Genomic DNA, 17,263 nt, shown 5'->3' with positions numbered 1-17,263 from the left:
GCGGCGCGGCCGCGACCGTGCTAACGGCTTCGTTTGCAGATCCTGCCGGATACGGCCGCGTGATCAGGGGAGAGGATGGAACGGTTAGGCGCATCGTGGAGCAGAAGGACTGCTCGGCGGAGGAAGCGGCCGTACAGGAAATTAACACGGGCACGTATTGCTTCGATAACCGGAAGCTGTTCGAAGCGCTTGCGAACGTCAAGAACGAGAACGCGCAAGGCGAATATTACTTGACCGACGTCGTAGGCCTGCTAAAGTCGGCCGGCGAGGTCGTGCAGGGCTACTGCACCTCGGACTTGGCGGAGGCGATCGGCGTAAACGATCGCGTGGCGCTCGCCGAGGCGGAGCGGTTCATGCGCGAGCGGATCAACCGGGATCATTTGCTCAACGGCGTGACCATTATCGATCCGCAGAACACTTACATTGAAGCGGGCGTAGTCATCGGCGCCGATACCGTGCTGTATCCGGGCAGCGTGCTTCGTGCGGGAACGGTCATCGGAGAGGACTGCGTCATCGGGCCGAACGCGGAGATTACGGCTAGCGAGGTTGGGGATGGCGCTGCTATCAAATTCTCGGTCATCGCGGAGTCTGTCGTCGGTCCGGAGAGCACGGTGGGACCTTACGCGAACCTCCGTCCGGGCTCGAAGCTCGGCCGTGGCTGCAAGATCGGCGATTTCGTGGAGCTTAAGAACGCGGTGCTGGACGATGGCAGCAAAGTGTCCCACCTCAGTTATGTGGGCGACGCGGTGGTCGGCAAGGACGTTAATATCGGCTGCGGAGCGATCACGGTCAACTATGACGGGTTTAACAAAGCCGTGACGGAGATCGGCGATCATGCTTTTATCGGCAGCAACGTCAATCTGATCGCACCGGTTAAGGTCGGCGATGGCGCGTACGTCGTGGCCGGTTCGACTGTCACGCAGGATGTGCCCGCGGGCGATCTGGCCATCGCTCGGGAGCGTCAGGTCAATAAGCCGGGATACGCGGACAAGATCCGTGCGAGAGCAAAGGCGAAGAAGGAACGCAATTCGAAGTAAAACGGTTCTGCGATTTGGTCTGGCGATGCCGCTGCGGGAGCTAATTTGTTTAATTTATCCCGGGAGTGGGTAAAGTGATATGGACATCCAATTATTTAAGGAGGATTCCATATGGCTATCGCAATGCAGGCGGATGCGAGATCCGTCAAGACAAAAGGCGATCTTCGAAAGTTGCGCTTAGGCGGCATGGTGCCGGGCGTCGTATACGGAAAGCAGCTAAGCGAGTCGGCAACGGTGAGCATTCGGGAGAAGGAGCTGAAGGCGCTGCTTCGCTCTCAACCGAACGCGGTGTTAGAGATGGAGGTTCCGGGTCAGGGCAAACATTCCGTGATGGTCGCAGACGTACAAAGGGATTCGTTAAATGGCGTAATCACGCACGTCGACTTCCATCAGATCAATATGAACGAAGAGGTACGCGCGAACGTGCGGATTGAAGCGACTGGCGACTCCACTGGCGTGCGAGAGGGCGGCATTTTGTCCATCGTGCTGCATGAGCTGGAGGTGCAATGTTTGCCGGGGGCGATTCCGGAGCATATCCCGGTCGACATCTCCTCGCTTGGCATTGGAGAAAGTCTGCAGGTGAAGGATCTGATGCTGCCGCAAGGCGTAGAGGTGAGCTCCGATCCGGAGGTTGTCGTACTGACGGTGCTGGCGCCGCAGAAGGAACTGGATGAGACGGAAGCGGAAGCGCAGGACGTGGAAGCGAAAGAAGCGGAGTCCCGCTCGGATCATGCGCAGCATGAGGAGATTTCTACAAGCACGTAACCGCAATAAATTTAGGAGGCCTGCCGGGCGATCGGCGGGCTTTTCTTTACCTATAGGAAAGCGGGAGCAGCACGATTTTTTGGCGCTGCCTAACACCCGCTAGGGTGATTTATGATTTGAGGGTTCGTTTTTTGCGCCGAGTTATGCTACATTAAGTTCAATGAGATAGTGGCTTGCCCCACGCTGGGCAGGCATGGAGAGGGAGAGAGTAGAAGGCATGAAGTGGATCGTGGGACTTGGCAATCCGGGTACGCAATACAGGGATACTAGGCATAACGTCGGATTCATGGTCATCGACGAGTTGGCGAAGCGCTGGGGCATCTCGGTAACGGGAACCAAATGCAAGGCGCTGATCGGCGAAGGCAACGTCGGAGGCACAAAGGTGGTGCTGATCAAACCGATGACCTATATGAACCTGTCCGGCGAGTCCGTTCGGTCGTTCCTGGATTACTTCAAGGCGGATCTAGCGGACGGCATTGTCGTCTATGATGATCTGGATACCGAGATCGGCAAACTCAGGCTGCGTTATCAAGGCAGCGCGGGCGGGCATAACGGCATCAAGTCGCTGATCCAGCATCTCGGCACGCAGACATTCGACCGGATTCGCATGGGCATTTCCAGACCGCAGCCGGGCATGGTTATCTCCGACTATGTGCTGTCTCCCTTCCCGAAGGCGGAGCGCGACAAACTGGCGGATATGATCGGAAATGCGGCGGATGCGGCGGAATTTGCGCTAAAGGCAACGTTTGAGGAGACGATGGCGAAGTTTAATCGTTAGATCTTTAAAATCAATCGGGGGGCAGTACGTTAAGTTGGCGGTTATCTGGGTATACTGAGGGTATAACCTATCCTCAGGAGGCATACATATGGCTGTAAACTATATATGCAGACATTGCAAGACGTCCATAGGGTCCATCGAAGGAAACACGGTTACAGAGCGGGAGCTCGGCTTCCATTCCTTGACCCCCGAGGAGCGCAGCGATATAATAGCGTATGACTCAAGCGGCAACGTAACGGTGAAGGTTGTTTGCGATTATTGCAACGAAGCATTGAGCTCTAACCCCGATCTCATGCTGATCGGCAACCCTCTCCAATAAGAGGGGATATACGAATTGATAGGTTCCGCAGAACAAGCTATGACGGCATGCGTCCGGTCGTAGCTGTTTTGGCGTGGGCGAGGATGGACGATGTAGCGGGGAACTGCAGCCAGATGCTTGGCAGGAAGCAGCGATCGGATCTCCCCGGCCGGTCATATAGAAATGAGGTGCCACAGACGTTGAAAGCGCTAATACAAACTGTCGCAGCGGATCTGGACGTACAGTCTGTTCTGTCCGGAATTCGCAAAGGGATGCGCGAGCAGATGATATCCGGACTTGCCGGCTCTTCCCGCCAGGTGTTGATTGCAGCCCTGGAGGAGGAAATCGAGCGTCCGATGCTCGTTGTCACTCATAATATGTTCTCCGCGCAAAAAATAGCGGAGGATCTGCAGGAATGTCTGTCACCCGACAAAGTGCTGCTGTACCCTGCGAACGAACTGGTGGCCGCGGAGGCGGCGATATCGAGTCCAGAGACGCTGGCGCAACGAATGGACGTCCTGATGAAGCTGTCCCGCGGTTACCGCGGGATTGTTGTCGTGCCGTTTTCGGGCGTACGGCGGTATCTGCCCATCGGCAGCGTCATGGCGGATGCGCAGATCGAGCTCAAAGTCGGCGATACGATGGCGCTGGAGGATTTCCTGCGCCGTATGACCTCGCTTGGCTACGTTCGCGCTGACCGCGTCGAGGCGAAGGGCGAGATGAGCGTTCGGGGCGGGATTGTCGACTTCTTCCCGCTCACGGCGCCGCAGGCTTGCCGGATCGAATGGTTCGGCGACGAGATCGACTCCATCCGGACGTTCGAACCTTCCGAGCAGCGCTCGCTGGATCGGCTGGATAGCTGCGTCGTGCCGCCATGCCAGGAGATTATCGCGGACGCGGAGCGCATGGCCAGAGCCGCGGACCACGCGGCGGGGCTGCTGGAGCGCCAGCTCGACAAGATGACGGATCGGACCGCCAAGGAACGGCTGCGCGCCGAGATCGGCGGCGAGATGGAGAAGCTGCGGGAGCAGGTTTATTTTCCGGAGATGTATAAGTATATATCGCTGTTATATCCGGAACGGCAGACAATCATGGACTACATGCCGGAAGATACGCTGCTGGTACTAGACGAACCTACGAGATTGATAGAAACGTCCAAGCAACTCGAGCGCGATGAGAGCGAATGGTCCGTCCATCTGCTGCAGAACGGCAAGTCGCTGCCAGGGCTTGTCCTGGCCAAGGATACGGAAGAGATTTTGCATCATCGTCCCTTCCCGACGCTGTTCCTGTCATTGTTCCTGCGCCAGGTGCCTCATTCGCAGCCTCAGAACATCCTGAATATGACGAGCCGTTCGATGCAGAATTTCCATGGGCAGATGAATGTGCTGAAGTCCGAGATGGAGCGGTGGAAGAAGATCGGCGCCAAGGTCATGATGTTGGCCGGCGGCGCGGAGCGGATGGAGAGAATGCGTCGCGTGCTGGATGATTACGGCATCGAAACGCCGATTATGTTGGAGGGCAACCTGCAGCAGGGCTTTGAGCTGCCTTCGTCGCATCTGGTCGTCATTACGGAAGGCGAGATGTTCTCGCAGAAGCAGCGCAAGCAGCGCAGGATGGACAAGAAGCTCGACAATGCCGAGCGGATCAAGAGCTACACGGAGCTGAAGGTCGGCGATTACGTCGTTCACCATAACCACGGCATAGGCAAATACGTCGGTATCGGCACGCTCGAGATCGGCGGCATTCATAGAGATTATCTGCACATTATTTACTCGGGCGGCGACAAGCTTTCCGTGCCGATCGAACAGGTCGACATGATCCAGAAGTACGTCGGTTCCGAGGAGAAAGAGCCGAAGATCAACAAGCTTGGCGGCACGGAATGGACCAAGGCAAAGAGCAAAGCCCGGGCATCGGTGCAGGATATCGCCGACGACCTTATCAAGCTGTACGCTCAGCGGCAGTCCACGCCGGGATATGCCTTCGGCACGGATACGACGTACCAGCAGGAATTCGAAGCGATGTTCCCGTACGACGAGACGAGAGACCAGCTTCGCGCGATCGATGAGATCAAGAAGGACATGGAGCGGGAGCAGCCTATGGACCGCCTCTTGTGCGGCGATGTCGGCTACGGCAAGACGGAAGTGGCCGTGCGAGCCGCGTTTAAGGCCGCGATGGACAGCAAACAGGTCGCCGTGCTTGTGCCGACGACAATACTTGCCCAGCAGCACTACGAGACGTTCCGCGAGCGCTTTGCGGGATATCCGATCAACGTGCAGGTGCTGAGCCGTTTCCGCTCTCGCAAGGAACAGAACGAGACGATCAAAGGGTTGAAGAACGGCACGGTCGACGTCGTCATCGGGACGCACCGGCTTTTGTCGCAAGATATTATATTCAAGTCGCTTGGCATGCTGATCGTGGACGAAGAGCAGCGGTTCGGCGTGTCGCATAAGGAGAAGCTCAAGAAGCTGAAGACGAATGTCGACGTACTGACGCTGACGGCGACGCCGATCCCGCGGACGCTGCATATGTCGATGCTTGGCGTGCGGGATCTGTCCGTCATCGAGACGCCGCCCGAGAACCGTTTCCCGGTTCAAACGTATGTGGTCGAGTACAGTCCGGCCCTTGTGCGGGAATCCATCGAGCGGGAGCTGGCGCGCGGCGGACAGGTGTATTATCTGTACAATCGCGTGCAGGGCATCTACCAGATGGCGGAGCAGATTAACGCGCTTGTTCCCGATGCCAAGGTATCGGTGGGGCATGGGCAGATGTCGGAGCAGGAGCTGGAGAAGACGATTCTCGATTTCCTGGACGGCGAGTCCGACGTGCTTGTCAGCACAAGCATTATCGAGACTGGCGTCGACATTCCAAACGTCAACACCCTCATCGTGCACGATGCCGACAAAATGGGGCTTTCCCAACTGTACCAGCTGCGCGGACGTGTGGGCCGGTCCAATCGGATCGCCTATGCTTACTTCACGTATCAGCGGGACAAGGTGCTCACCGAGGTGGCGGAGAAACGGCTGCAGTCCATCAAGGAGTTCACGGAGCTGGGCTCCGGCTTCAAGATTGCGATGCGCGACTTGGCGATTCGGGGCGCGGGCAATCTGCTTGGCGCGGAGCAGCACGGCTTTATCGCGTCGGTCGGCTTCGACATGTATTCGCAGATGCTGGCCGAGGAGATCGCGAAGCGTAAAGCGGAGATGACGGGCGAAGAAGTCAAGGTGCAGAAGGAAGTGGCGACCGCGATCGATATCAGCGTCGACGCTTATCTGCCGTCGGATTACATCTACGACAGCATCCAGAAGATCGAGATCTACAAGAAGGTCGCCTCGGTTAGTTCATTCGAGGAGTGCGACGATCTGATCGACGAGTTGGTCGACCGCTTCGGCGATCTGCCTCAGGCCGTCAGCAATCTGATGTCCGTAGCGCGCCTGAAAATATATGGCTCGATCTGCGGCATCGAGCTGATCAATCAGAAGGGCGACGACTTGATCTTTAGGCTGGCATCGCCGATCGGCGGCAAGATGGCGCGGAAGGCTGCAGACCAGCTCTGTCTCAAGCTGGAGAACCGGTTCCGGCAGAGCGCCGAGCAGGAGACGCCGCCGAGCATTACGCTGCGGGGCAAGGGGCTGAACATGGAGCAGAAGCTTCATTGGTCCGAGAAGTTCTTTGAGGGGTACAAGGATATCATCGCGCCGAAGGAAGTATTGCAGAATGCGACGTCATAGGTGTAAATTCGCTTTTGTTGTCCCTTTTCTGCTACAATACTCGTAATGCAAGGTTTATAACGCGAAAGGCGAAAGGGGATTCAACATGTTGCACAGTTCACGCAAGTCGGCATGGCGCAGAAGCGCGCTGCTTACGGTTGCGGCGGTGCTTGTCATGACGATGCTAGCGGCATGCGGCGGCGGCAATAAGGGCGAGCATACCTTGGAGTTTAAGGGCGTAAGCGAGGGAGAAGTTGTCGCTACGTACAAGGATGGCAAGGTCACGCAAGCGGAGCTCGACAAGTATTTGGCGATCTTTGGCGTAACGCAGCCATCGTATGAGCAAATTATTACCATCCCGCAATTTCAGGAAATGATTCTCGAGCAATACGTTTCTTATAAGGTGCTTGCTGGCCAAGCCTCGGAAGAGTCCTTGAAGAAGGCTCGCGAGGATGTGGACGCGCAGCTGAAAGAATATAAGGAATATCTGAAGACGGACACGGCGCTCGAGGCGAAGGTTAAGGAGAAGAAAATCTCCGATGACGACATGTCTACGTTCCTTATGCTGACTTCGGCAGTCGTAGCGCACGTCAATTCCCTCGTAACAGAGGATGATATCAAGAAGGCGTTCGAGACTGCGCAGGCGGACTATGCGGTATCGACCGTACGCCATATTCTTGTGGCGACGACGGAGCAGAATCAAGAAACTGGCGAGACCAAAGAGGTTCGCAAGGATGAAGAAGCGCTGGCTCGCGCCAATGAAGTAAAGGCGAAGCTGGATGCCGGAGGCTCGTGGGACGAGCTGGCGAAGACATACTCCGACGATCCGGGCTCCAAGGATAAGGGTGGACTGTACGAAGCGGCGGAAGGCGGCAAGTGGGTACCTCCGTTTAAGCAAGCCGTATTCGAGCAGGAGATCGGCAAGATCGGCGACCCTGTAAAATCCGACTTCGGCTATCATGTCATTGTCGTCGAAAAACGCGACGTCAAGACCTATGATCAGTTGACAGAAGAGCAGAAGGAACAAGTAAAGAGCACGGCGGCTTACACGTACATGGAGAAATTCATGACCGACGAGATGCCGAAGCAAGAGCTCAAGATCACTCTGCCTGAACCTGAGCCGACGGAAGGCGCAGAAGAAGGCGCTGAGGGAGCAGAAGGCGCGGAAGGCGCTGAGGATGGCGAAGCGTCCGCGTCTCCATCGCCATCGCCATCTCCTTCGGCGACGGACAGCAAGTAACGCCCGCGGGTTAGAGTTGCTGTATCTCTATCCTTCAGACTATCGAGTGCCATAGAAGCGCTATAGTGCAAAGATGTGGCAACGGATTATCAAATCAGCCTGCATGACAAGAATCCCAGTCGACCAATGTGTCGGCTGGGATTTTTGTGTTGATCATTTTGCCATACTTACTCTTGCTCGGAATGACGAAACGATAGTATCTATAGAAGGACGCTGCAGTCATTGCAAGTCATGAAGAGAATAAAGGGAAAAACGCCCTCTAATATCGCCTCTATACCGGATCTTGTGGCTTTAAAGGGAAATCCTCCCTCTAATCTCCATCCAATTGACGTCTGTCCTCTAGTCCACTTGATTTAGAGGGGGAATTTCCCTCTAACACTTCGAAAAATCGAAAGGGCAGTCAACTAAAGGGAGCTTTTCCCCTTATTTACAACATAAGCATTAAAAGTTTCCGAGCTTGCCTTAGAATTTCTTATTGGCGCTAAAAACTACTACATGTTTCCGAAACGGCTTTGCTTTGCAAAGCTGGAGGTCGCTCATCTTCAGACCTGCGACGTTATTCGTGAGAAATCCAGGCAAACCGCGGGCTTTTGCCCATCATAAGGGCTGTCAGTTCCTTTAGATTTGCAAAGTGCTGCTTTTTGCCAAATAACGCCTTTCATTCCTGTTACAGTTGTTCCCGTTCATTTCTTGCCGGACACTTGCTTTGTTATCGTTTGAGGTAAGCGGCAGGTCGAGGCAGGCGTTGTCACAGATCGTTTCGATTCGCTGTGATTGTGATCACAGGTTGGGGGAGGCATGGCATCTATACTTGAAATACAGGAAAACATCCTTGCGCAAGCATTCTCTGTATTTCCCGAAATGAAACGCGCCGCCAGTGTAGCGACAACCGTTTCACCTTGGAAAAGGCAATACGAACCGACCAGACCATACAGAATGAGATTCAATCCTATATCCATAATGGAGGAGATTATGATGCTGAATCAACAAACCATTGCGGTCATTCAATCGACGGTGCCCGTCCTGAAGGAATACGGAACGGCGATTACGGGGCGATTCTACGAGCGAATGTTCGAAGCGCATCCCGAGCTGTTGAACCTGTTCAATCACGCTAATCAGAAGCAGGGACGTCAGCGGGAAGCGCTGGCCAATGCCGTATACGCGGCGGCGCTGCATATCGATAAGCTGGAACAGATCCTGCCTGCCGTTCGGCACATTGCGCAGAAGCATCGCAGTCTGGGTGTCAAACCGGAGCAATATCCCATTGTAGGCCGGCATCTGCTGGCAGCCATCAAGGAGGTATTGGGAGATGCGGCGACGGATGAAATTCTCGAGGCCTGGGCTGATGCTTATGGCGTCATAGCCGATGTCTTTATCAGCGTGGAGCAGTCGATGTACGAACAGGCTGAGAGCCAGCCGGGCGGCTGGGAAGGATTCCGGCCCTTCGTTGTCGACAAGAAGATCGTCGAAAGCGATGTAATCACTTCGTTCTACCTGCTGCCTCAGGATGGAAGCGACATCGCTTTATTCGAGCCGGGACAATACGTCAGCGTAAAGATCGACCTGGAGGGCAACGAACATACTCATCTGCGTCAGTACAGCTTGTCTGATGCTCCTGGCAAGCCATATTACAGGATTTCCGTAAAGCGGGAAGGAAGCCTTGCAGGCAAGCCGTCAGGCAAGGTGTCGGGCAATCTGCATGATCGTGTTGCGGAGGGAGACGTATTGTGGTTGTCGGCGCCGGCGGGCGAGTTCAAGCTGGAGACCAAAGGAGAAACGCCCGTTATGCTGCTGAGCGGCGGCGTGGGGCTGACTCCGATGGTTAGCATGGCGAATACGCTTGCTGAGCGTCAGCCGAATCGCAGGGCGGCATTCGTGCATGCCGCGCTGAACGGCAACACGCATGCGATGCGGGATGCCATGCTTCAACTGCAGGAGAAAAGCCCGGGGCTGTCCGTGCATTACTGCTACGCGGAGCCGACGCCTGAGGACCGGGAGCTGGAGCGCTACGACAAAGAAGGAGTCATTGACGCAAGCTGGCTGAAGACGCTGTTGCCTGATCCCGATGCCGTCGTCTATCTGTGCGGTCCCGTGCCGTTTATGAAGACTATGTTCGCGGCGCTGCAGTCGATCGGCGTAGCAGAGTCGCGTATCCACTACGAATTTTTTGGACCGGCGGGGAGTTTGGCGCAAGAAGATTTACTTGCTCCCGCCGGATCGAAGTAGCCGATTGACGGTTTCTCGGCGAAGTCCGATAAATTGCCCTATCTCGTCTTGCGTCAATAGCTCGGAGATCGGAATGGGGCCTGCGAAGCTCGCGAGCCACTCCTGCAGCTTGCGCAGCTTCTCGGCCGGCGAAGTTCTCGTCAACTGGTCGATGCGCTGCTGCATGAGGCGGAGCCGGCTCTGAAGCAGCAACGCAATCTCAAGCGCCTTCTCGGGATGCGCGGCCAGATCGTCGTACCACTCCCTGGATGGAATCATCTCGAGCTCACTCGTCATCAGTGCGATAGCCGTACCATGGTAGGGCTGCTCGGATACGAGCGAGTGATGAGGAATCACTTCGCCTGCCACAATTAAATTAACGACTATCATATGGCCGTCCTCGTGAACGCGGACGATCTTAAGCAGCCCGCTCTTGAGTCTAAAGAGCGGGCCGTTGTCGCCTTGTCGGAACACGGTCTCTCCCTTATGAACAATCATGCCCTCTCCCCCTTCTTCTGAATGTTTGCTGCGGCTAAGATGTCGCTATGACCGTTAGATAAATTTCCAAGCGTGCCTTGGATCTAAAATTTTTATTGGGGATAAAACCCATCTAATGCTTCCGAAGCGGCTTTGCTTCGCAAAGCTGAGGGCGCTTATCTTCGAGAGGCCGAGGGTAGAAGTTTTCTTGTGAACGACAGGTTGAAATGTCTAACAGACACCAGCGACGTTATTTGACCGATTATTAACCTCAAACAAATCTAACGGACAGGGAGGACACTATTGGGTCGTAATGGAGCCACTTGGCGCCATGATGATGCTAATAAGGTCGTGTGCGTCCGTTAGATTTTCGAAACCCCCAAAAATTGAAGAATAGTGTCATTTATGTCCGATAGGCAGTTGGGTTCTATTTCTCGGAATGAAACTTACTGCGCCGCCAAAGGACGGCGACATCCGTTTCCCCTTGTTTCGTTTCGCTAATATTGAAGTCGTCTTAGCTTATTGTAGATGTCGACTGGGGACTAATCAACCACTATTTCCGATTAACACGGTTGACTGTATTTGTAAAAAGTGATATCATAAATATATCAAAAAGATATAGAGGTGAAGGCGATGAGGGAGAAAAAGGGATTTTGCGTAAGCGGGTATTTGGCACTCTTGTTGGCTTTGGTCGCGGCAGCGGGCGGAGGGTGGCTATTTGTAACGGAGTTGATGAAGGACACATCATCGTACGGGCTTGTCGCAGTCGGAGCAATTCTGATTGTGCTTGCACTCGTGGGACTATCCTCGCTGGTCATCGTTCAGCCGAATGAGGCCAAAGTCATTACCTTCTTCGGTACCTATGTCGGAACTGTCGTGGAAAGCGGGCTGTGGATGGTGCTGCCGCTGTCGACGAAATCGACCATATCGTTAAAAGTACGGAATTTCAACAGCCAGAAGCTCAAGGTTAACGATGCGGAAGGCAATCCGGTCGAGATCGGCGCCGTCATTGTTTTCAGAGTAGTGGATACGGCCAAAGCGTCGTTCGATGTCGACCAATACGAAAGATTCGTGGAAATTCAGAGCGAAACGGCCATTAGACATATTGCGGCACAATATCCTTACGATACGTTCGAGGATGCAAGCACGGTGTCGCTTCGCGGCAACGCGGACGAGGTGGCAGCCGAGCTATTACGGGAGCTTCAAGAAAGACTGGATGTAGCAGGGGTACAGCTTCGCGAGACGCGCATCACTCATCTGGCCTACGCGCCGGAGATCGCCAGCGCGATGTTGCAGAGGCAGCAAGCCATCGCCATCGTGGCAGCGCGCCAAAAGATCGTGGAAGGCGCGGTCGGCATGGTCGACGCAGCTCTTCGCCAGCTTGAGGATAACGGCATCGTGCTGGATGACGAGCGGCGCGCGGCGATGATCAATAATTTGATGGTGTCCATCGTATCCGACCGGGCGGCCCAGCCGGTTATTAATACGGGATCGCTGTATAGCTGAGGATCGCCGGGATGGCTAAGGAGAAGAAGGCGTTTCCCCTGCGATTGGATCCGGAGATTCATCGCGCGCTGGAGCAATGGGCCGCGGACGAGTTTCGCAGCGTAAACGGGCATATTGAATTTCTGCTCAGGGAAGCGTTGGCTAAGGCGGGTAGATTAAAGTTGCCGGGCCGTGATACGAATAAGTAGGAAGTTCGACACAGGCGGATAGGACGACTCACAGCTTAAGCGGCTGCGAATCGATCTATCTGCTTTTTTTGTGTGATGTTCGTGTTATATATTCTTTTGGGATCAGATAGGGCATGGGGGGTGGTATCATCTTGAATCCCCCGAACGATTATCAAATTCAATTATGTGAGTTAATCTTACACAAAATTGATTGACTTGTGTCTATAATTAGCAATTTGAACGCAATTATAATATTTATGGAAATTTTAATGTAAACTATGTTGACACAACTAAAACCACCCCACTATAATTGAGCACAGGAGCGAACATTGGGAAGCTATTCCAGTCAATCGTTCGGAAAAGAGAGACAAATACTTAGGAAATGGGGAGTGGAAAGATGAGAAAAGGCTTGTTTTATCAATTTGCTTTGCTGATTGTGGCGGTTAGTATGGTGCTGGCGGGATGCGGGGCGAATAATGAACCAGCTTCATCGGGCACGAACGCACCTCAGGAGTCAAGCGCATCAGGGGGTTCTGACAACGGTGAAATCAAGGTAGGCATTCTTCATTCTCAGAGCGGCACTATGGCGATAAGCGAGACCTCGGTCATCGACGCTGAGATGATGGCCATCGAAGAAATTAATGCAGCAGGCGGGGTACTGGGCAAAAAAATCGTTCCGGTGCTTGAGGACGGCGCTTCCGATTGGCCGACCTTCGCAGAGAAGGCACGCAAGCTGATCTCCGAAGATAAAGTCGCGACGGTATTCGGCGGTTGGACATCCGCGAGCCGCAAAGCGATGCTTCCGGTATTCGAAGAGTTGAACGGCTTGCTCTGGTACCCTGTTCAGTATGAGGGACTGGAAGCTTCTCCGAACATCTTCTACACGGGAGCGACAACGAACCAGCAGATCGTTCCGTCGGTGACGTGGCTTCTGGAAAATCGGGGCAAGAAGGTTTACCTGCTGGGCTCCGACTACGTATTCCCGCGTACGGCGAACCTGATTATCAAGGAACAGCTCAAAGCAGAAGGCGGCGAGTTGGCGGGCGAAGAGTACACGCCGCTTGGCCATACAGACTACAGTACTATTATTAGCAAAATCAAGGCGGCCGATCCGGACATCGTATACAACACATTGAACGGGGACAGCAATGTAGCATTCTTCAAGCAGCTTAAGGACGCCGGCATTACCGCCGAGGATATGACGACATTGTCGGTATCGGTGGCGGAGGAAGAAATCCGCGGGATCGGGGTAGACGTGCTCGCAGGTCACTTGGCGGCATGGAACTACTACCAGACGACAGATACGCCGACCAACGCGAAGTTCGTGGAGAGCTACAAGGCGAAGTATGGCGCGGATCGCGTAACGGCGGACCCGATCGAAGCGGGTTACACGGCGGTATACCTCTGGGCCGCTGCGGTCGAGAAAGCGGGTTCGACGGATGTTGCAGCCGTTAAGGAAGCAGCCAAGGAGCTGGAGTGGGACGCTCCGAGCGGTAAAGTGAAGATCGACGGCGAGACGCAGCATATCTACAAAACGGTCCGAATCGGCGAGGTGCAAGCAGACGGGCAATTCAAGGAATTGTGGAATTCGGGAGAGGCCGTCAAGCCGGATCCATTTTTGAAGGGCTACGAATGGGCCGCAAGCATTCAGCAGTAAGGCGTTGCTACAAGGGCCGAATAACATGACGCCGGGATAAAGAAGCGGCTTGGGGGGGCAGGAGGGGAAGTGTTCGAGCGAAGCAATATCGAATGCTTCCTCTTCCTGCATCATGCCAGCTAAGGCCGCCGGGGGAGCGATGGGATGGAACTCTTCATATTGCAATTGTTCAACGGACTTAGCATAAGCTCGATTCTGCTGCTCGTGGCGCTTGGTCTCGCGATTACCTTCGGATTGATGAAGGTCATCAACATGGCGCACGGCGAGCTGATTATGATCGGGGCGTATGCCACGTATTTGACGCAAAATCTGTTTCTCGACTATATGCCGGCATCCATGTTCAATTGGTACTTCGTACTCGCGATTCCAGTAAGCTTTGCCATCGCATTCGCGATCGGGCTGGTGCTCGAGATGGGATTGATCAGGTTCCTGTACGGCCGTCCGCTCGACAGCTTGCTGGCGACATGGGGCGTGGGCCTCGTACTGCAGCAGCTGGCGCGAACGATCTTCGGCGCTCCTAACGTCGCGGTCAAGAGCCCTGCTTGGCTGGACGGGGGGATGCAGATCTTTGGAGGAACGCTGCTGCCGTACAAACGGTTGTTCATCATCGCGCTTGTCATCGCTTGTCTCGTCGCGATGTATGTGTACATTTACCGCAGTCTTGAAGGCCGGCGCATGCGCGCCGTCATGCAGAACCGCGAGATGGCGGCTTGCCTTGGCGTATCGACCAGAAGGGTGGACGCCATGACATTCGCGATCGGCTCCGGCATTGCGGGTATTGCGGGATGTGCCCTGACGCTTCTCGGACCTATCGGCCCGTCGCTCGGCACTTATTATATCGTGGACGCATTCATGGTTGTCGTACTGGGAGGCGTCGGCAAGCTGGTGGGTACGGTACTTGGGGCGACCGGCATCGGCATGTTTAACACCCTATTCGAATATTGGACGAATGCGTCGCTCGGCAAGGTGCTTGTATTCGTATGTATCGTCGCGTTCCTGCAATGGAAGCCGTCAGGGCTTGTGGCGATGCGGACTCGCTCGCTGGATTGATGACTGGTATACGAGCGTAACAAGGTGAACCGGCTTTGCCGTCCTTTGGCGGTGAAGTTTTCAAAAAGTTCGGGTTTCATGACCGGGAATAGGTGGAATGCGATATGCAGCTTACGCGTATAACGGGAAATCGATTATGGATATTGGGGGCTTATCTGGTTGCGGCCGCAGCTCTGTTTAGCGCTCCGCTCGTATTCAGCGACTTCAGGCTGAATCTGCTTGCGAAATTTTTGGCCTTCGCGATTGTTGCGCTGGGGCTTGATCTCATATGGGGTTATACCGGCATTCTCAGTTTAGGCCACGGCATCTTTTTCGGTCTCGGCGCCTATGCGATGGCTATGTACCTGAAGCTGGAGGCCAGCGGCGGCAAGCTGCCGGACTTCATGGGGTGGAGCGGGCTCAAGGAACTGCCGCTTTTCTGGATGCCATTCGAGAATTTCGGCGCGGCGGTGGCGCTCGGCATTCTCATACCCGCGCTTCTGGCGCTGGGACTCGGATACTTCACGTTCCGTAACCGGATTCGGGGCGTATACTTCACGATCCTGACGCAGGCGCTTGTCATTATTACGACGACGCTGCTCGTGGGTCAGCAGGCGTTCACTGGCGGAACGAACGGGGTGACGGGCTATTCGACGCTTCTCGGTTATTCGCTGGCGTCGCCGGAGACGAAACGGGTGCTCTACTGGGTAACGGTAGCAGTATTGATCGGCATTTTTATTTTATGCCGTTATTTGACGGGAAGCCGGTTCGGCAAGGTGCTTCGCGCCATCCGCGACGGCGAGAACCGAGTTCGGTTTATCGGATACAATCCGGCGGTGTATCAGATGGTTATTTTCACTGTATCGGCGGCTATCGCGGGGATCGCAGGCATGTTATTCGTGTTGCATGTCGGCATTATCTCCCCGTCCATGCTGGGCATTGTGCCCTCCATCGAGATGGTGCTGTGGGTCGCGATCGGCGGCAGAGGTACTTTGATCGGGGCGGCGCTCGGGGCCATTCTTATGAACTGGGCCAAGAGCGAATTCAGCACCGCATATCCCGAAGGCTGGTTGTTCTTTATGGGCGCCATGTTCGTTATCGCCGTTGTGTTTTTGCCGAAAGGCGTGGCGGGATTGTTCCAATGGAGGGGCAAGGATAGGAAGAAGTGGCTGCCGGCGTGGGCTCGCGGCTCCGGCGGGAAGCTGAGGACCGGAGAGAAGGAAGGCAGCGTGCCGCAAGGATAACAATCTGGGAGGGACCGGGAATGGCGAACAAGGGAGCGGCAATTCTGGAATGCGAGGACGTGACGGTCGAATTCGACGGCTTCAAAGCCGTGCAAGGGATGAATTTACAGCTTCAGAAGGGCGAACTGAGGTTCCTTATCGGTCCGAATGGGGCGGGCAAAACGACGATGCTGGATGTCATCTGCGGCAAGGTAAGGCCGTCGGCAGGGAGCGTTACATTCGGCGGCAAGGTTGATATTACGCGAAAGCACGAGCATCAGATCGCGGAGCTTGGAATAGGCCGGAAGTTTCAGGCGCCATCCATCTTCAAAGACATGACGGTTATGGAAAATTTGGAGATTGCCATGAGGCAGAAGCGAAGCGTCATGGCGACGTTGTTCGCGCGAATGAACAGCGAGGATGAGGGGCGGCTGAATGGACAGCTGTCGATGATCGGACTCTCATCGAAGGGGTCATGGCGCGCGGGCGGTCTGTCGCACGGCGAGAAGCAATGGCTGGAGATCGGCATGATGCTGATGCAGGAGCCGGAGGTGCTGCTGCTCGACGAGCCGGTGGCCGGCATGACCGACAAGGAGACCGATAAGACGGGGGAGCTGCTGCACGAGATTGCGCGAGCGCGCTCCGTCGTCGTAGTCGAACACGATATGGAGTTTGTCCGCAATTTTGCCAGCAAGGTGACGGTCATGCACGAGGGCAAACTCCTGAAGGAAGGTTCCATGGAGGAAGTGCAAGGCGATGACCGCGTGGCGGAAGTATACCTGGGCAGGAGGCGCGAAGAGCATGCTAGCCGTTCAACAGCTTGAGTCGGGTTATGGAGAAAGCGTCATCCTGAGGAATGTCTCGCTGCGTGTCAAGCCAGGTCAGGTCGTCTGTCTGATGGGGCGCAACGGGGTCGGCAAGACAACGCTGATGAAGAGCATCATGGGATTGCTTAAGGCTCGCGGGGGCGGGGTCAGCTATAAAGGCGTAGACTTGACGAAGAAGGCGCCGGGCGTCCGGGCGAAGAGCGGGATTGGTTATGTGCCGCAGGGGCGGGAGATTTTTGGGCAGTTGTCGGTGTACGAGAATTTGCTGCTGGGACTGGAGGCTTCACGGTCGGAGGAAAAGGTTATTCCGCCCGAGGCAATCGAGAAGTTCCCGGTGCTGCCGACGA

15 protein-coding genes are annotated in these 17,263 nt (G+C 55.1%); 14 read left to right on the top strand and 1 reads right to left on the bottom strand.

From position 1 onward, the window contains the following. The 7 genes from glmU to hmpA all read left to right on the top strand — a co-directional run. Positions 1-1,037, top strand: a 1,037-nt coding sequence (gene glmU / locus PAT3040_RS25065) for a bifunctional UDP-N-acetylglucosamine diphosphorylase/glucosamine-1-phosphate N-acetyltransferase GlmU (protein ID WP_108994827.1), incomplete at its 5' end; no start/stop codon positions are given. A 111-nt stretch (positions 1,038-1,148) separates the two neighbouring features. Next, on the top strand, positions 1,149-1,802 hold the full coding sequence (locus PAT3040_RS25060; protein ID WP_108994826.1) for a 50S ribosomal protein L25/general stress protein Ctc: 654 nt from the start codon (positions 1,149-1,151) through the stop codon (positions 1,800-1,802). Between the two features lie 217 nt (positions 1,803-2,019). Beyond that, a complete protein-coding gene (gene pth, locus PAT3040_RS25055; protein WP_087571186.1) occupies positions 2,020-2,580 on the top strand; it encodes an aminoacyl-tRNA hydrolase in 561 nt (186 codons plus the stop codon). Positions 2,581-2,668: 88 nt separating this feature from the next. Next, entirely contained in the window at positions 2,669-2,899 is a 231-nt protein-coding gene (fin, locus tag PAT3040_RS25050) for an anti-sigma-F factor Fin (protein WP_087571187.1), read from the top strand. 179 nt (positions 2,900-3,078) lie between these two features. Continuing rightward, entirely contained in the window at positions 3,079-6,606 is a 3,528-nt protein-coding gene (gene mfd, locus PAT3040_RS25045; protein WP_256975965.1) for a transcription-repair coupling factor, read from the top strand. Positions 6,607-6,691: 85 nt separating this feature from the next. Next, on the top strand, positions 6,692-7,825 hold the full coding sequence (locus PAT3040_RS25040; protein WP_108994825.1) for a peptidylprolyl isomerase: 1,134 nt from the start codon (positions 6,692-6,694) through the stop codon (positions 7,823-7,825). 975 nt (positions 7,826-8,800) lie between these two features. Continuing rightward, positions 8,801-10,051, top strand: coding sequence for an NO-inducible flavohemoprotein (hmpA, locus tag PAT3040_RS25035; protein ID WP_108994824.1), 1,251 nt, complete (start codon positions 8,801-8,803; stop codon positions 10,049-10,051). Here hmpA and PAT3040_RS25030 read toward each other — a convergent pair. After that, complete coding sequence (locus PAT3040_RS25030; protein WP_108994823.1) at positions 10,025-10,528, bottom strand: Crp/Fnr family transcriptional regulator; 504 nt, start codon at positions 10,526-10,528, stop codon at positions 10,025-10,027. The genes hmpA and PAT3040_RS25030 overlap by 27 nt on opposite strands. Before the next feature lie 612 nt (positions 10,529-11,140). On the opposite strand from PAT3040_RS25030, the gene PAT3040_RS25025 reads away from it, so the two are divergent. The 7 genes from PAT3040_RS25025 to PAT3040_RS38995 all read left to right on the top strand — a co-directional run. Continuing rightward, positions 11,141-12,013 carry an SPFH domain-containing protein gene (locus PAT3040_RS25025; protein ID WP_087571196.1) on the top strand — a complete coding sequence of 291 codons (873 nt, stop codon included), beginning with the start codon at positions 11,141-11,143 and terminating at the stop codon, positions 12,011-12,013. 11 nt (positions 12,014-12,024) lie between these two features. Beyond that, complete coding sequence (locus PAT3040_RS36540; RefSeq protein ID WP_143810390.1) at positions 12,025-12,201, top strand: type II toxin-antitoxin system antitoxin; 177 nt, start codon at positions 12,025-12,027, stop codon at positions 12,199-12,201. Positions 12,202-12,628: 427 nt separating this feature from the next. Beyond that, positions 12,629-13,837: an urea ABC transporter substrate-binding protein gene (gene urtA / locus PAT3040_RS25020; RefSeq protein ID WP_087571243.1), complete on the top strand. Its 1,209-nt coding sequence runs from the start codon at positions 12,629-12,631 to the stop codon at positions 13,835-13,837. 144 nt (positions 13,838-13,981) lie between these two features. After that, entirely contained in the window at positions 13,982-14,887 is a 906-nt protein-coding gene (urtB, locus tag PAT3040_RS25015; RefSeq protein WP_108994822.1) for an urea ABC transporter permease subunit UrtB, read from the top strand. 104 nt (positions 14,888-14,991) lie between these two features. Further along, entirely contained in the window at positions 14,992-16,110 is a 1,119-nt protein-coding gene (gene urtC / locus PAT3040_RS25010; protein ID WP_108994821.1) for an urea ABC transporter permease subunit UrtC, read from the top strand. 20 nt (positions 16,111-16,130) lie between these two features. Further along, positions 16,131-16,913, top strand: a complete 783-nt coding sequence (gene urtD, locus PAT3040_RS25005) for an urea ABC transporter ATP-binding protein UrtD (protein WP_108994820.1) — start codon at positions 16,131-16,133, stop codon at positions 16,911-16,913. Continuing rightward, positions 16,891-17,263: ATP-binding cassette domain-containing protein (locus PAT3040_RS38995; RefSeq protein WP_258235147.1), on the top strand; the 373-nt coding region annotated here is incomplete at its 3' end. The genes urtD and PAT3040_RS38995, both read left to right, overlap by 23 nt.

Source organism: Paenibacillus agaridevorans (genome assembly GCF_003112455.1).
Lineage (GTDB): Bacteria > Bacillota > Bacilli > Paenibacillales > Paenibacillaceae > Pristimantibacillus > Pristimantibacillus agaridevorans.
The sequence above is the reverse complement of the archived record's forward strand: the minus strand, read 5'-3'. Positions and strand labels throughout refer to the sequence as shown.

What these genes read in the sequence shown, in the direction of transcription:
- urtC (WP_108994821.1), top strand. Translation starts at nt 14,992, where the DNA reads ATGCAGCTTACGCGTATAACGGGAAATCGATTATGGATATTGGGGGCT.
- PAT3040_RS25060 (WP_108994826.1), top strand. Translation starts at nt 1,149, where the DNA reads ATGGCTATCGCAATGCAGGCGGATGCGAGATCCGTCAAGACAAAAGGC.
- PAT3040_RS25025 (WP_087571196.1), top strand. Translation starts at nt 11,141, where the DNA reads ATGAGGGAGAAAAAGGGATTTTGCGTAAGCGGGTATTTGGCACTCTTG.
- urtD (WP_108994820.1), top strand. Translation starts at nt 16,131, where the DNA reads ATGGCGAACAAGGGAGCGGCAATTCTGGAATGCGAGGACGTGACGGTC.
- urtA (WP_087571243.1), top strand. Translation starts at nt 12,629, where the DNA reads ATGGTGCTGGCGGGATGCGGGGCGAATAATGAACCAGCTTCATCGGGC.
- pth (WP_087571186.1), top strand. Translation starts at nt 2,020, where the DNA reads ATGAAGTGGATCGTGGGACTTGGCAATCCGGGTACGCAATACAGGGAT.
- fin (WP_087571187.1), top strand. Translation starts at nt 2,669, where the DNA reads ATGGCTGTAAACTATATATGCAGACATTGCAAGACGTCCATAGGGTCC.
- hmpA (WP_108994824.1), top strand. Translation starts at nt 8,801, where the DNA reads ATGCTGAATCAACAAACCATTGCGGTCATTCAATCGACGGTGCCCGTC.
- urtB (WP_108994822.1), top strand. Translation starts at nt 13,982, where the DNA reads ATGGAACTCTTCATATTGCAATTGTTCAACGGACTTAGCATAAGCTCG.
- PAT3040_RS36540 (WP_143810390.1), top strand. Translation starts at nt 12,025, where the DNA reads ATGGCTAAGGAGAAGAAGGCGTTTCCCCTGCGATTGGATCCGGAGATT.
- PAT3040_RS25040 (WP_108994825.1), top strand. Translation starts at nt 6,692, where the DNA reads ATGTTGCACAGTTCACGCAAGTCGGCATGGCGCAGAAGCGCGCTGCTT.
- PAT3040_RS25030 (WP_108994823.1), bottom strand. Translation starts at nt 10,528, where the DNA reads ATGATTGTTCATAAGGGAGAGACCGTGTTCCGACAAGGCGACAACGGC.